We start from the raw sequence: 15,142 nt of genomic DNA on the forward strand, positions 1-15,142 counted from the left end.
TCTTTTATCCCGCATGTAACGGATAATTCCCCACTAATAAAAGGTTCATTTTATAGAAAGGAAGGGGAGACAATGGCCTTTACCCGCAAATATCGTTCAGAGGAAACGAAAGATAAAATAAGTGCGTATTTATATATTTCGCCTTTCTTTATTATTTTTGCCATTATTGGACTTTACCCAGCTATATTTAGTTTGTTTCTCGCATTTCAAAAATGGAATGGTTTAGGAGAAATGTCTTTTGTTGGACTTAATAACTTTAAAGTTGTATTACAGGATCCAATATTCTGGAAGGCTCTTTACAATACAATTGTAATGGGAATTATGGGAACGGCACCTCAGATTATTGTTGGTATTATTTTGGCGTTTATTTTAAACCAAGCCTATCTAAAATTTAAAAATACATTTCGAGCAATGGTATTTTTACCATATATCACCTCCATGGTAGCTGTTGCACTAGTGTTTGGTGTGTTTTTTAGTAACAATGATACAGCTTTAGCCAATTACATATTAAATATATTTGGTATGGATACGGTGGCGTGGAAAACAAGTGAATGGGGTGCGAAAATAGCAATCTCCATTATGGTATTTTGGCGCTGGATTGGATACAATACCATCATTTATTTAGCAGGGTTACAAAGTATTCCGAAAGACTTATATGAAGCAGCACGAATTGATGGTGCAAATACATTTCAACAATTACGTTATATAACCATCCCACTATTGAAACCATTCATTGTGTTAACTGTGTTCTTTTCTACAGTTGGAGCGCTGCAGTTGTTTACAGAGCCAACCGTGTTTTTAGGTACGCAGGCATTTAGTAGAACAGAAGCAATGACGGTTGTTATGTATTTATATCGTGATGCATTTAGCTTGCAATCCTTTGGAACTGGTTCAGCTACAGCAGTCATTTTACTATTCATTATTGTTGTTGCCTCTGCCATCAACACGTATTTAACATCAGGCATTCGCAAAAAAGGAAAGGGGATTAAATCATGAAAAAGAAATTTAAGATAAGTCGATTTTTCGTGTATCTGTTTTTAATTGTTGCAGGTTTCTTTTCCGTATTCCCTTTTTATTGGATGTTTGTGATGGCAACAAGACCAAGTGCGGCATATAACTCGATTCCACCAACTTTAACTCCTGGTGAACAATTAGTAGAAAACTTTCAGAAAGTATTGGAAAAAACCCCGTTCTTTGGAGCGATGTTTAATACATTAATTGTTTGTTTAGTCGTTACACTCGTTGTCTTATTGATTAGTTCATTAGCTGGATTTGCGTTTGCAAAATTTAAATTCCCTGGGAAGAATATATTTTTTGTTTCAATTTTATTAACGATGATCATTCCGCCACAGCTTGGGTTGATCCCACAATATTATTTAGTAGCAAAATTTGGTTTATTAGATACTTTGTTTGGTGCTATGATTATCTTTTTCCTAAACCCTTTAGGAATTTTCTTGATGAGACAGTATATTTCACAGTCAGTCCCGGATGAATTAGTTGAAGCAGCCAAGTTGGATGGTTGTTCTAATTTCCGTATTTTTCGCAGTGTTGTTCTCCCAATTATATTGCCGGCATTTGCAACATTGGGGATTATTGTATTTACGGCCACTTGGGGAGAATTTTTATGGCAATTTACTGTTCTTAGAGACCCAGATATGTATACAATACAGGTAGCCCTTTCTTCCATGAACACTACAAGTAATGTTGACTTTGGGATGATTCTATCTGGTGTATTTTGGGCGACGATTCCTTTAGTCATAGTGTTCTTGATGTTCAATAAATTATTTATCTCTAGTATTACAGAGGGCTCAATTAAATAGATCACTAAGACATGAGGGAATGTTATGAAACTTACCATTAAAGATATTGCAAAACTCGCGAATGTTTCTCCAGGGACCGTTTCGAAAGTAATTAACAAAACGGGAAACATCAGCCAACAGACAATAGAAAAAGTAAACGCAATTATTGAAGAAACGGGTTATCAACCTACTTTTTCTGCCAAATCGCTAGCAACAAAAAAATCTAATTTAATCGGTTTAATCTACGCCGGAAATATTAATGCAGAAATGAACCACCCGTTTTTCAATGATGTTGTCAATTCATTTAAAAATGCGGTTGGAAATCTTGGTTATGACATCCTTGTTTTTTCTAATAACAAATTTAGTAGGGATAAGCAGGATTATTTAGCTCGGTGTGTTCATTTTCAACTAGATGGTTGTTTAATTATAGCTGGGGATCGCATTGAAGAAGCTACACATGCACTGGACCAAAGCCATATTCCATGTGTTGGGGTTGATATTGCACTAAATGGTCCGAAATCAAGTTATGTGACGACCGATAATCATAAGGTCGCAGAACAAGTTGTGACCCATCTTTATTTGAACTCCATAAAGGAAGTTGCTTTTATTGGGGGGCCGGAATACTCTGTTGTATCTAATATTCGTAAAGAGAGCTTTATTCGCCATATGAATCTTTTTGGCATGAACACAAAGGATGAGTGGGTCCAACACGGTGATTACTTTGAAGAAAGTGGATATCAGGCAATGAATAGAATATTGGAGCACTCATCCATTCCACAGGCAGTGTTTGCAGTCTCGGATATGATGGCATTAGGGGCATTGAGAGCACTTAAGGAAAAAGGTGTCCGGGTCCCAGAGGATATCAAGGTTATTGGCTGTGATGATATTGAAGCGTGTCGCTATAGTGATCCATCACTTGCAACAGTTAAGCAAGATAAGGATAAAATGGGTAAATTAGCAGCATATATGCTTCATGATTTAATTAACGGAGCAGCAGATCCTAATTCAGTTATGGTCGACCCTGAATTAGTCCTTCGAGATTCATGTTTAATCGATACCACTGAGCAATAAATGGTTGTTAGCTGAAGGTTATATAAAGCCTGATTTTACCGGCATTCTTGTAGATTTATTTATGATAGAAAGTATTACGACAAAAACATTGATTAGCATAAAGAGTAAGAGGTGGAGACATGAAACGATATTTGGCTGTTGATATAGGCGGGACATTTATCAAATATGGAATTGTCGATGAACAGGCGTCTATTTTAGAAATGGATAAGACAAAAACACCAAAAACCTTGGATGGATTACTAGAATTATTGGAAGACCTTTATCAAAAACACCCTGATGTAACAGGTGTAGCCATCAGTTGTCCTGGAGCTGTTGCTGAATCGGGAGTCATTTATGGCTATAGTGCGCTTCCGTATCTTCATGGACCAAATATAAAACAATTGATAACGGATCGATTGGGAGCACAAATATATATGGAAAATGACGCCAATTGTGCAGGCTATGCTGAGGTATGGAAGGGGAAGGCACAAGGGAAACAGGACGTTCTCGTAATGGTTATTGGTACAGGTATCGGTGGTGCCGTCATCAAGGATGGTATGGTACATAAAGGTGCCAATCTTCATGGTGGCGAGTTCGGGTACATGGTGGTTCCTAGCGATTCAGGAACAGGATACGATACATGGAGTGCTACTGCTGCCACTGGTGCATTAATTTCAAAGGTAGCTCGTTTGAAAAATATAGGGGAAGATGAATTAACAGGCGAAGCTATATTCGATATGGCTAATGCTGGAGATGTAGTTTGTAGCGAGGCTATTGATCAATTTTATCAGTTATTAGCTTTAGGTATTTATAATTTACAATATATCTATGATCCAGAAGTCATTTTAATAGGTGGCGGCATTAGTGTAAGGGAAGATCTGATTAATCATATAAATCAAAAACTAGATAGTATACTCAAGCATTTAGAAGCATCAAAGATTAAACCGAAGATCGACACATGTGAGTTCCGTCAGCACTCCAATTTACTAGGTGCTGTATATGGATTCATCCGTGAAAGGGAAGAGGACTAATTTTAATCCCAGTTCATTTGGGCAGTAGATCGTTTCCTCTCTCCCGCTATAATTAATTACTTTTAAAATGGAGTTGAGACCATGTATCATGCAAAATTAGATCGTTTTCCGAAGGATTTTCTATGGGGCTCTGCTTCTGCCGCCTATCAGGTGGAGGGGGCATGGGATGAAGATGGAAAGGGTCCTTCCGTATGGGATAATTTCGTAAAGATTCCTGGAAAAACATTTAAAGGTACAAATGGTAATGTGGCAGTTGATCATTATCATCGATATAAAGAAGATGTCGCGTTAATGGCGGAAATGGGGCTAAAGGCATACCGTTTTTCCGTATCATGGAGTCGTATATTTCCAAAAGGTAAAGGCGAAATAAATGAGACAGGAATACAATTCTATGAAAATTTAATTGATGAACTTCTTCATCATGGAATCGAGCCGATTGTTACCTTGTACCATTGGGATCTTCCGCAAGCCTTACAAGATGAGTATGGTGGTTGGGAATCTCGAGAAATCATTCAGGATTTTAATGATTATTGTGTTGCGTTATTTAAACGATTTAAGAATAAAGTAACCTATTGGGTAACATTAAATGAACAAAATATATTTATTAGTCATGGGTATGAACAAGCCTCACATCCTCCGGGTGTCCGTGATCGAAAGCGGATGTATGAAGCAAATCATATAGCCAATTTGGCTAATGCAAAGGCAATTCAATCGTTTAGACAAATCATCCCGAATGGAAAGATTGGACCTAGCTTTGCTTATGGACCTGCATATTCATACTCTAGTCATCCAGAAGATGTTTTAGCAGCAGAAAATGCAGAGGAATTTCATAATCATTGGTGGATGGATGTGTATAGCTGGGGAGAGTATCCTAAAACAGCCTGGAAGTATCTTGAAAAAAACGGACTAGCACCAACGCTAGAAGCCGGGGATGAAGAGCTATTAAAAGCAGGAAAACCTGATTTCATGGGGGTAAATTATTACCAATCCGCATCATTTACTGCAAGTCCACTGGATGAGGAATTCGGTAAGGTTAAGGAAAACCATGACGGGAAAAAAGGAAATTTTGTTGAAAGTGGTAATGCAGGTTTATTCAAACGGAAACGTAATGAAACATTGGAAACAACTAACTGGGATTGGGAAATAGATCCTACTGGATTACGGATAGGTCTTCGCCGAATCACAAGCCGTTATGGACTTCCGGTCTTGGTGACGGAGAATGGGTTAGGGGAATTTGATAAACTCGAGGAAAATGATGTTGTCAATGACGATTACCGGATTGATTTTATTCGCAAGCATATCGAGCAATTGCAAGCTGCTATTACAGATGGTGTGGATTTAATCGGGTATTGTACATGGTCGTTTACGGATCTATTGAGCTGGCTAAATGGCTATCAAAAGCGGTATGGATTTGTTTACGTGAACCGGGATGAATTAGATGAAAAAGATATGAGAAGGATTAGAAAGAAAAGCTTTTATTGGTATAAAGAAGTAATTGCTTCAAATGGAGATAGATTGTAATCATAGAGTTTAAATGGAAAAAGTTTTATCGATGGGACTTTCTATTAATTGAATTATAACCAATTCACATAGAGAAAATTATCCATAATAGAATATCATGTAACAAAACTTAGCACCTTCAACCCACCTTTGGATTGAAGGTGCTTTTTTATTTTAAAAATGTGCTCTATTCGTCGACTATTGTCTCAATCAAATAAAAATAGTCATTCATAGTCTATCAGTAAGAGGCATCTAATGTCTTAATTTTTTAATAGAAAGGAGAATGAAAATGTCCTATGAATACGGTGGAGGTAGTTATGGAAGAGGAGACAGTAATTTTGCATTAATTGTTGTATTGTTTATCCTGTTAATCATTGTTGGATCAGCATTCGTTAGATAGAAGGTTGCTAGAAAGAAATTGATAAAGGAGGAGGAATGATGTCATCTAGACACTTATATCATAAAGCCTGTGAATATTATGGGAAACGCGTTGAAGTTGTAGACCACCGTGGCAATCGTTTCCGAGGTGTAATAAAGGACGTTACACCGAGAGGAGTTTATCTTGCTACAGGTGGATCGGGGTTCTTTATTCCTTTCTTTGCTATCTTATCATTAGTGTTATTAACATCTCTATTCTTTTTCTAATAGGTAGAAGGACACCAATAATTGCACGGATTATTAATGGAAGTCTATTAAATGTGGTTTTAAAGAGTAGCTATTATCAATTTCCGATACGAGTTACTCTTTTTTGTTTGCATAAAAATATTTTTAAAAATTTAATCTTTTTTTATTTAACTATTGAATCACACGTAACGTGTTGTTTTATACTTAAGAAAATAAATAAGGGGTGAAGAAATGTACACGATTGGGAAATTGTCAAAGAACACGGGAGTAACCGTTAGGACGTTAGATTATTATGATGAAATTGGTTTGATCAACCCGTCATCAAAAACAGATGGGGGTCATCGTTTATATAATGAGGACGATGTAATGCGGTTAGAACGTGTTTTAGCCTTAAAATACATGGGATTCTCACTAGAACAAATAAAAGATATAGTAAACAGCTCAACCTCAACTTGGCAGCAGTCGATTCAACAGCAGTTAGAGATGATCAGGCGGGAACAGGAACGTTTAAAGATGTTAGAACAAGCGCTTACGGGTGTATCATTTTCCATTGAATTTGAGGGAGAAATTAATTGGTCGATAATTTTCAATATTATTCAACTGTATCAACAGGATGTGGAGGATATCTTTCAGCAATATAAAGATTACCTTAATAACGATGAGATGAGAAAAATTATTGAAATGGATGCACAAATGAGTAAAGAAGATATGAAGGAATGGATGGAGGCTATAAGTGATATCAAAAATAACCTTGAGATTGATCCAGGTTCGGAAAAGGCACAACATCTTGTTAAGAGATGGTTAAACCAAGTAGAAAAAATGTTTGGAAATGATGAAGAACTACTTGGCGATATGTGGAATGCTCTACAAAATTTAAAGGAAGGCATTGTCTTTTATCCTATGGATAAGGATGTCATCCATTTTATAGAACGTGTCTTTCTAACAAAGGAGGAATTAAAATAATGATTCTCGATGTGCAAGGTGTTACAAAAGTTTTCCCTGGTCCAGGTAAGTCAAAGAAAATAGCTAATGATAACATTACATTCACGATTAATGAAGGAGAAATATTTGGGCTTCTCGGACAAAATGGTGCTGGAAAAACAACGTTGGTCAATCAAATTTTAGGACTATTAACGCCTGATCGTGGTGACATTCAATTGCTAGGAAAATCGGTACTGCAATCACCTACACTTGCTCGATCCATTTGTTCTGTACAGCCACAGTCCCAGGTTCCACTAGGTTTTCTAACACCAAAACAAGCTGTTTCACTCATTGGGAAGATGCGTGCAGGAAAGAAATATGACCCAAAGCGATTGGATATGCTTTTTGAGGCTTTGGATATGGGGGAATGGGAAAATAAAGAAGGACAAAAGCTTTCAGGAGGAGCACGACGATTGGCAGCATTTTGTATGGCGGTGATCGTTCCTGGTAAATTAGTAATCCTTGATGAACCAACAAACGACGTTGATCCAGTTCGAAGACGTTATCTATGGCAAGTGATACGTGATTTAACAAATGATGGTACTTCTGTTATTTTAGTAACCCATAATGTAGTGGAAGCGGAAAGGGCGGTAGATCGTGTGGCAATAATAAATGAGGGGAAAATTCTAACACAAGGGACCCCAACGGAAGTAAAAGGTTCTGTTAGTAATCAAATGCGATTAGAACTGAGCTTAGCAAAGGAGCTAAAGGAAATCGACATACCAAATTGGGCACTTTCCACTCATCAGAATGGATCTCGATTATTTATCTCGATGGATCCATCAGAAGTACCAGCTGCGATTGAATGGGCAAAGGTTCAAGTGGATAAAGGACAATGTATAGATTATTCCTTGTCACCATCGACAATTGAGGATGCTTATATTGAATTAACCTCTAAAAAGGAGGTTGTATCATCATGAACATATTAAGCCATTACAAGTATGTTTTTCAAATGCAGTTTTTTAGAAACTCAGGGTTCTTAGTATTTATGGCTCTCATTCAAATATTGATTTCAATAGGAATCGTTATAGGATTTACGTATCTAATCCCAAATCCGGATACGAAGACAATTCTTTTTTTAGCAACAGGTGCCCCTACAATCATCTTGATTATGACAGGATTAGTTATTCTACCTCAACAGGTTGGTACATCTAAATCAGATGGATACATGGAATTTATGCGTACATGGCCGGTTAAACGCTCTGTTATTCTAGGAGCTGATACTATCCTATGGTTATTCATTACTGTTCCTAGTATCGTCGTCTCCGCCATTGTCGCACATCTTATGTTTAGCCCAGGATATGATATCTCTTGGACAGTAGTTCCAGCTTTGCTGATGATTGCCTTAACATCGATTGGAGTTGGATATGGATTTTCCTATCTGTTGTCACCAACAACATCACTAAGTATTTCACAAATAGTTGTTTTTGGGGCGCTTATGTTTTCACCAGTCAATTTCCCCATGGACCGGCTACCAGAATGGCTTCAAACACTTCATGAAATACTACCAATCTACTCGATGGCAGAAGTCATGCGAGCTTCTCTAGCAGCCTCTACGTTTGATGCAAGTATAGGGAATTATATCAATCTGTTTATATGGTGTGTATTGGGGTATGGTGGAGCTGTCTTTATCTTAAATAAGAATTGACAAATTATAACATGTTCCTTGACAAGCAGATTAACAATTCATTCATCAGGTAAAATTCTATGCGTTCATCATAGTGGCTGAGCCACACAGTAATCGAATTACCGTTAATACGGAACAATAAACTACGACTAAACAATCGTTGCAGGAAACCTAATGTTTTCTGAAAGGCGCTTGACTGCGCTGTATACCTAGCTGTTGACGCTCTATATAGCAGATGGAACGTTCGTTTACATTGAGTTTTGATTTAGTATTTACAAAAAACTGGCGATTCATCTCCCACCTAAACGTTGTCTCGTATTGAGGAAGGAGTCTTATCGCCCAAGTATGATAAAAGTGTCACTGAATAGTGAAAAAGGGATATTGTTTAATTTACGGTATCCCTTTTTTAATTTAATCATGCTAAGTGAAATACAAAATAAATTTAGAACAATAATAATTACTATAACTTTTAGTTACTCATTGACCTCCAAAATGAAGATATACAAGGCCTTATAGCAATGGAAACCTTAGGTTGCATCGTATTGCAACTAGGGTTATCTTTACTTTTGGTAAAAGTTATAACCATAATGGATTATAAACTTAAGAAAGGTGATCGCGAAGTGAGTTTTGCAGATAAGTTAAAAAAAGAGAGAAAGAATAAAGGCTGGTCTCAAGAAGAATTAGCAGAAAAGCTTTTTGTTAGCAGACAATCAGTTTCTAAGTGGGAGAATGGTCAAAATTATCCTAGCATTGAAATCATCATTAAATTAAGTGATTTTTTTGGTGTAACCATTGATGAATTATTGAGGAGTGATGATGAGTTGAAGGAGAAAGTAATTAATGATAGTAAACAATTGAAGTATCCGAAATTAAAAGCGTTATTTGATATAGTATTTTTACTTGGTATTGCACTTATGATCATAAAAATTGGAGCTATTTTGTTAAATAAGTTTACTGCATTAGATATTACCCTTTATGGTGGATCGTTTTTCTGGAATTTTGGTTCATTAATTTTAATTATTGGTGCTGGTATTGGTTCTAGTGCTGTTAAAGAGAAGTATAAAGAGGAATAGATAGTTATCACTAGGGTGATAGAACCTCTTTTATCTTTACTAATTCACATATAAGGGACTAATACCAATAAGGATTAGCCCCTTATATTTATTATTCCGTTGTTTCTGTTCTTCTTCTAATATCCAATCCAATAACTTAAAAAAACAGCCATTTTTTCAATACTTACATCCATGGGAAATGCTACTTTTTTAATCCTATCCACAAAAATTATCTGAATGCTCGTAATAATAAAAGCCGAAAAAATAAGAAAAATAGTAGTTTTTAGTGATTGACTAGTTTACCAAAAATGGTATATCTTGTTAAAAGACATTCAAACAAAGGAGATAGAGAAAAATGGCAAAAGAAGGTTCTTACGATATTAAAGTAAATTCAGTAGCAAAATCAATCGATATGGTGATTAAAGGAACATTTACACCAGAACAAGTAGAAGCTTTTGTAAAAGATTACACAAGTAAGGTGCAAAGTGTTCAGGCAGCGGATTATACCCTAAACGTAGATTCCACGGATATGGATGTGCTTACCCAAGAGATGGTTCCTAGCATGGAAAATTCTATTAAAATGTATCAACAATCAGGTTTCGATAAGATGGTTATAAAAATTAAAGAGAATGCCATTCTTAAAATGCAATTAAATAGAATATTACGTAATGCAAACTTTGCAAATGCAGAAATAAAGGAAGTTTAATATAACGATGGACAAGTCCTAATCAAATGACTTGTCTATTTTTCTATAGACGATGTAATTAGATAAAAAAATCATCTAGATAAGGAGTAGCACCAACAATGACACATATTAAACTAAAAGAAATATCAATCTATCACCCGGAAACGGTAGTCAACAATTCCTTCTACATGAAACATTATCAGGAGAAGGGTAGAGATGCTACTAAATTTCTTACAGATGTATTAGGAAGAGAAAATAGATACATTATTGATCAAAAAGATGAAAATGCGTTAACAATGGCGATTGAAGCATCAAAGCGTGTACTAGAGCAAGCTAATATGACTGGCAAGGACCTAGACATGATCGTATTTTCTTCCCAAACACCAGAATATACAGCGCCATCAAATGCTATTCAATTACACCATGCGTTAGAGGCAGGAAATCAAACCATGACCATGGATTCTAATGCAAATTGTGCAGGTATGACAGTCGCAGTGGATCAAGCGGCGCGAAACATGCTAACAAATCCATATGTAAATACTATATTAGTGGTTGGTTCCGATTACAACTCACTAATGAGTAACCATGACCAAGAAATCACTTACGGAAATTTTGGTGATGCAGCTTGTGCGGTTATTTTAGAAAAGACGGAGGAAGATACAGGATTCATAGATTCGCATTACTATGTAGATTCGATTACATATGATAAGACGTATTTTCCTCGTCACGGATTAAAAAATGCTATTTTGGAAGGTGGCAAAGAGCAAAGTATTGATTGGCTTCCTTTTGATGGGGATATCGCTTTAGAGCCAACCTATAGCATGATTGAATCAGTATTATCACGTAATGACATGACTATTGATGATATCGATGCATTTTGCTTATCTCAATTTTCCATAGGAAATATTAATCGAATTCAAGAGCATTTTCATATTGAAGAAGAAAAGATAATGTTTGTAGGAGATCGTTTTGGTTATACAGGGACGAGCAGTCCATTTATAGCTCTTCACGAAGGAATTAAGTCGAGTCGAATCAAACGTGGTGATAATATCTTGTTTTGGACCATTGGTGGTGGATTTCAATTAGCAACCATGTTATTTAAATATTAGGATGAAAAAAGCAAGAGATACTTTAGCCTCTTGCTTTTCCTTTTTCAATGTAATTTACAATTTGTTCGCATATTTCATGGGTCATCAGTGAATCTTCTATTGAAGGAGTTGGTACTTTGTTATACTGAACAGATTCGATGAAATGATCTACAATTTGATAGAAGCCCCGTTTATACAAGGTCGGAACCCAATCACCAAAGGATGAAATGCTTTTTTCTTGATTATGATAATGAGTGGTTTCTACAAGGCTGTTGACCACATATTTATCAGTTCCGGTATTATATTCGATGATTTCTTCGGTAACACCATTATTTCTGTTCATGATTCCAATAGCAATACATCCATCTCCGATAAGCTGTATAACAATCGTTTCGAGCATGGTATCCTTTTTAAGATGTTCTACTTTAACATCCTTAACTTCTGTATCCATCAAAAATCGAAGCGTGTCGACCACATGGATAAAATCCTCTACCACAAATCTTCTTGTATATTCGAAAGCGGAAAACCTATTTTTTTGCATGAGGATGAGATTAGCTTTTCCATGCTCCTTTAGTTCTTTAACTGTTGGAATGAATCTTCTGTTGAAACCAACCATTGCTATTTTTCCAGCTTCCTTAGAGAGATTAACAATACGTGTGGTTTCATCGAAATTCAGGGAGATAGGTTTATCGATGTAGGTGTGTATACCACTTTTAAGTAATTTTTCAGCTATTTCGACATGTGCTTCTGTTGCAGTACTTACGAATGCTGCATCAATCCGCTTTTTGATTAGTTCATTTACAGACTGGGCAGTTTCTAGAATTCTATATTTTTTGGATAAACGATGTAGCTCGTCTAAATTTCTCGTACAAAGCACTAATTCTATTCCTTCTTTTTCAGATAGAACGGGTAAGTAAGCTTTTTGCGCAATATCACCTAATCCGATAATTCCAATTTTCATAAAGACACCTCATCAGGGTTTTTAGTTATATCTAAATTATACTATGTATCAAAATAGCTAACAAAGGTAGTACTCTAGAACGAGCATGTAAATTATTATCGTAATATCCGAGAAAGTATAACTAACTGAAATGCTAGGTATCTTGCCTAACTTCTTTATTTTCCCTTTAAAAAATTGGAATGTATATAACTTGTCCATCATAAGCTTAACTGTTAGTGAATATATGCAAGCCAGAAGCTTGCTATGGATCAAGTTATTTCAATCTAAGGGAAGGAAAGGAGCTAGGGTCATTGGAGTTTATTGAGCCACTGTTAAAAATACTACTAATTAACTTAGTTTTAAGTGGAGATAATGCGGTTGTGATTGCAATGGCAAGCCGAAACCTTCCGGATAGATTAAAAAAGAAAGCCATTGTATGGGGAACCTTAGGGGCGGTTGCATTTAGAATTATATTTACGGTATTGGTGATCTATCTCTTAAAATTACCGTTTATTCATTTAATTGGTGGGCTACTTCTTTTAATCGTTGCGTATAAGTTGTTAGTTGATAATGAAGAGGAAGCGAACATTAAAGTTGGAAATACCCTTCAGGATGCAGTGATCATCATCATATTTGCTGATGTCCTTATGAGTTTAGATAATGTCCTTGCTATTGTTGCTGTATCTAGTAATAATTTTCTTCTGATCTTAATTGTTGGTATTGTACTGACAATCCCAATTATCCTCTTTGCAAGCCAGCTTATTATAAAAATAATGGACAAGTATTCCTTCATTGTCTATTTAGGGGCAGGTCTGCTTACATGGACAGCAGGTGAAATGATTCTAAAGGAGCAATTCGTTCAACAATATATCTCTTCCGTTCCGTTTTTAGAATCTTTGTTTTTAATTGGGATGGTCATATTCATTATGATAATGGGTGGCTATAATCGAGCACGTAATTAATGTCTAATGCTAGGAATATCATATGTTTTTTCATTTTTTAAGGAAACATGTAAGTCCTGGTTTCGGGTAATGGTTGCAAAGAACACATCATCTTTATTGTGTATACCTAATGTCGAAAGCTGTTGCTCTAACCATTTTTCATTTAAATTAAATTTTTCTAAGATCGTTTGGTAAACCGTTCCCTCGACAATGATAGGAAATGTAAGGCTGGACGGTTTATTTGGTATATTCATATCTTCAATTGTAACAGGATTCTTTCGTGGTTTTTTCAAGACACTTAAGGATCCATTTGATTCTATGATAGCTATTTCTACTTCATCCATATCAAAGACACTTTTTTCACGTAGCATCTGAAGAATATTATCAATGGAGTACCGGATATTCTTAATGTTTTTGTCTAGTAATTTTCCGTTATGTATAACCACAGTTGGTTCAAAGGTAACCAATTTGCCTACTTTGCGATTAAATATCTTCCATTTGCTAACTACTCTCTGAAAAACTCCTAATGAAATGATGGCTACAGCCGTTGGTAAATGCTGTATGTTGGGATCTGCTATGTCTGCTCCAACTACTGCACCAAGCGTGAGAATGATTAAAAAGTCAAAAATAGGTAATTCCCCGATTGCACGTTTTCCCATAAATAATGTAACAAATAATAAAAGCGGTATAATAGTAGCTATTCTTCCGATAGTAGTACCTATTTCTTTAAGTATTTCCATTATACTAGTCCCTACTTCCAAAATATTAATTATCTTGTTTTTATATTTATTATCTTAAAGAGAAGTAGAACTATACATATTATTCAAGTCGATACAGCAAAAAAAAATGCTGCCGATCGTCTTGCGATGGGCTAGCTTTTTAATAGTTTATATTTTTCCTTCCGTTTTCTGTGAATAGCTGCCATTTCTTAAATAATTCCTTATACTTTGGGACTTTTATATTGTCACCTTGGGTATTCTCTATCGGATCTTCAATTCCATTTACAAGTAATGTAATGGTAAATCGTTGTCCAGGCTTATCAATAAAGTAGGATCCAACTTTAAATAGGTCTGCTTTAGAAAATAAGTCGTTTAGACGTAAATTGATTTGTCGAAAAGCCTCCATATCGACATCTCTGGTATACCCTATATCAATGATTAGTTGTTCTCCATCTGTAAAATCCTCCGGTAGATACGGAGTAGAAATTAAATACTTTAATGGTTCATCGAAGGACTTGCCTTCTACGGTATGTAGAAATAAAGGTCCTTTTTTTCGTTTAATAAACGTTTCAATATCTCGGTAATCGATATTTATTTCACCAGTTTTCTCCACCATGTCTCGAAGTGTATGAATGGTACGCTCTTCTATCGCATTAAAGGTAAGGTTAGCCTCTCGAATACTTGTTTTTGAATCAATTGTTTCCATTAGACCATCACTATCAAAGAAAATAATAGCATCACAAATATCCTTCATAATAAAGTATTGTTTTGTTGCTGTTTGAAATCTTTTCTTTCCTTCAAATCGAAATGGAAAGCGGAAGATGCCAATTAATAGTGACTTTTTTTCTCGCAATGCTTTTAGCTTACGAGTAAGTTCTTCTGTTTCACTAGTATTTCCGCCAATGAAACGATAAAAGCATAGATCCTCTCTCTCAAGCTCTGCAATAATAGATTGTTTCTTGTCCGAGAAGTCTGAATCAATTTTAAAAAGACCAAAAGTTCTATTCATAGTGCCTCTCCCAACTCTGCTTTTTCATCATTATATCTAATAAATCGTATAAAACTTGTCAGTTTATGTTGAGAAAATCAACTAGTTTTGTTGAAG

The 15,142-nt window shown here is 35.7% G+C and carries 17 protein-coding genes; 14 read left to right on the forward strand and 3 right to left on the reverse strand.

What is annotated here, in order from left to right:
• The first annotated feature begins 72 nt into the window (after nt 1-72).
• The 13 genes from GMD78_RS07595 (at nt 73) to GMD78_RS07655 (ending at nt 11,458) form a co-directional block, all read left to right on the forward strand.
• Entirely contained in the window at nt 73-996 is a 924-nt protein-coding gene (locus tag GMD78_RS07595) for a carbohydrate ABC transporter permease (RefSeq protein WP_155668219.1), read from the forward strand.
• Nucleotides 993-1,820, forward strand: a complete 828-nt coding sequence (locus tag GMD78_RS07600; RefSeq protein WP_155668220.1) for a carbohydrate ABC transporter permease — start codon at nt 993-995, stop codon at nt 1,818-1,820. The genes GMD78_RS07595 and GMD78_RS07600 overlap by 4 nt, the downstream gene beginning before the upstream one ends.
• Nucleotides 1,821-1,844: 24 nt before the next feature.
• A complete protein-coding gene (locus GMD78_RS07605; RefSeq protein WP_155668221.1) occupies nt 1,845-2,870 on the forward strand; it encodes a LacI family DNA-binding transcriptional regulator in 1,026 nt (341 codons plus the stop codon).
• Nucleotides 2,871-2,989: 119 nt separating this feature from the next.
• Nucleotides 2,990-3,880: an ROK family protein gene (locus tag GMD78_RS07610; protein ID WP_155668222.1), complete on the forward strand. Its 891-nt coding sequence runs from the start codon at nt 2,990-2,992 to the stop codon at nt 3,878-3,880.
• Between the two features lie 81 nt (nt 3,881-3,961).
• Nucleotides 3,962-5,401: a glycoside hydrolase family 1 protein gene (locus tag GMD78_RS07615; protein ID WP_155668223.1), complete on the forward strand. Its 1,440-nt coding sequence runs from the start codon at nt 3,962-3,964 to the stop codon at nt 5,399-5,401.
• Nucleotides 5,402-5,669: 268 nt separating this feature from the next.
• On the forward strand, nt 5,670-5,780 hold the full coding sequence (locus tag GMD78_RS07620; RefSeq protein WP_155668224.1) for a YjcZ family sporulation protein: 111 nt from the start codon (nt 5,670-5,672) through the stop codon (nt 5,778-5,780).
• Nucleotides 5,781-5,818: 38 nt separating this feature from the next.
• Complete coding sequence (locus tag GMD78_RS07625; RefSeq protein ID WP_155668225.1) at nt 5,819-6,025, forward strand: hypothetical protein; 207 nt, start codon at nt 5,819-5,821, stop codon at nt 6,023-6,025.
• Between the two features lie 210 nt (nt 6,026-6,235).
• Nucleotides 6,236-6,967 carry a MerR family transcriptional regulator gene (locus tag GMD78_RS07630; protein ID WP_155668226.1) on the forward strand — a complete coding sequence of 244 codons (732 nt, stop codon included), beginning with the start codon at nt 6,236-6,238 and terminating at the stop codon, nt 6,965-6,967.
• A complete protein-coding gene (locus GMD78_RS07635) occupies nt 6,967-7,905 on the forward strand; it encodes an ABC transporter ATP-binding protein (protein ID WP_155668227.1) in 939 nt (312 codons plus the stop codon). The genes GMD78_RS07630 and GMD78_RS07635 overlap by 1 nt, the downstream gene beginning before the upstream one ends.
• Nucleotides 7,902-8,633 (forward strand): ABC transporter permease, encoded by a 732-nt coding sequence (locus tag GMD78_RS07640; RefSeq protein ID WP_155668228.1) that lies wholly within the window; start codon nt 7,902-7,904, stop codon nt 8,631-8,633. Before GMD78_RS07635 ends, GMD78_RS07640 begins: the two co-directional genes overlap by 4 nt.
• A gap of 599 nt (nt 8,634-9,232) precedes the next feature.
• A complete protein-coding gene (locus GMD78_RS07645; protein ID WP_343042183.1) occupies nt 9,233-9,685 on the forward strand; it encodes a helix-turn-helix domain-containing protein in 453 nt (150 codons plus the stop codon).
• 334 nt (nt 9,686-10,019) lie between these two features.
• A complete protein-coding gene (locus tag GMD78_RS07650) occupies nt 10,020-10,370 on the forward strand; it encodes a hypothetical protein (RefSeq protein ID WP_155668230.1) in 351 nt (116 codons plus the stop codon).
• Nucleotides 10,371-10,468: 98 nt separating this feature from the next.
• A complete protein-coding gene (locus tag GMD78_RS07655; RefSeq protein WP_155668231.1) occupies nt 10,469-11,458 on the forward strand; it encodes a ketoacyl-ACP synthase III in 990 nt (329 codons plus the stop codon).
• A 22-nt stretch (nt 11,459-11,480) separates the two neighbouring features.
• Here the strand turns inward: GMD78_RS07655 and GMD78_RS07660 are convergent, their stop codons facing one another.
• On the reverse strand, nt 11,481-12,398 hold the full coding sequence (locus tag GMD78_RS07660) for a Gfo/Idh/MocA family protein (protein ID WP_155668232.1): 918 nt from the start codon (nt 12,396-12,398) through the stop codon (nt 11,481-11,483).
• Nucleotides 12,399-12,688: 290 nt separating this feature from the next.
• Here GMD78_RS07660 and GMD78_RS07665 point away from each other — a divergent pair, with 290 nt between their 5' ends.
• On the forward strand, nt 12,689-13,339 hold the full coding sequence (locus GMD78_RS07665) for a TerC family protein (RefSeq protein WP_155668233.1): 651 nt from the start codon (nt 12,689-12,691) through the stop codon (nt 13,337-13,339).
• Here GMD78_RS07665 and GMD78_RS07670 read toward each other — a convergent pair.
• Together GMD78_RS07670 and GMD78_RS07675 are read right to left on the reverse strand one after the other, a co-directional pair.
• A complete protein-coding gene (locus GMD78_RS07670) occupies nt 13,336-14,058 on the reverse strand; it encodes a DUF421 domain-containing protein (RefSeq protein WP_155668234.1) in 723 nt (240 codons plus the stop codon). The two genes, GMD78_RS07665 and GMD78_RS07670, sit on opposite strands and share 4 nt — an antisense overlap.
• A 139-nt stretch (nt 14,059-14,197) precedes the next feature.
• Nucleotides 14,198-15,046 (reverse strand): FtsZ/tubulin family protein, encoded by an 849-nt coding sequence (locus tag GMD78_RS07675; RefSeq protein ID WP_196493756.1) that lies wholly within the window; start codon nt 15,044-15,046, stop codon nt 14,198-14,200.
• Nucleotides 15,047-15,142: the final 96 nt, after the last annotated feature.

The sequence above is a fragment of the Ornithinibacillus caprae genome (assembly GCF_009728145.1).
Taxonomy (GTDB): domain Bacteria; phylum Bacillota; class Bacilli; order Bacillales; family Amphibacillaceae; genus Ornithinibacillus; species Ornithinibacillus caprae.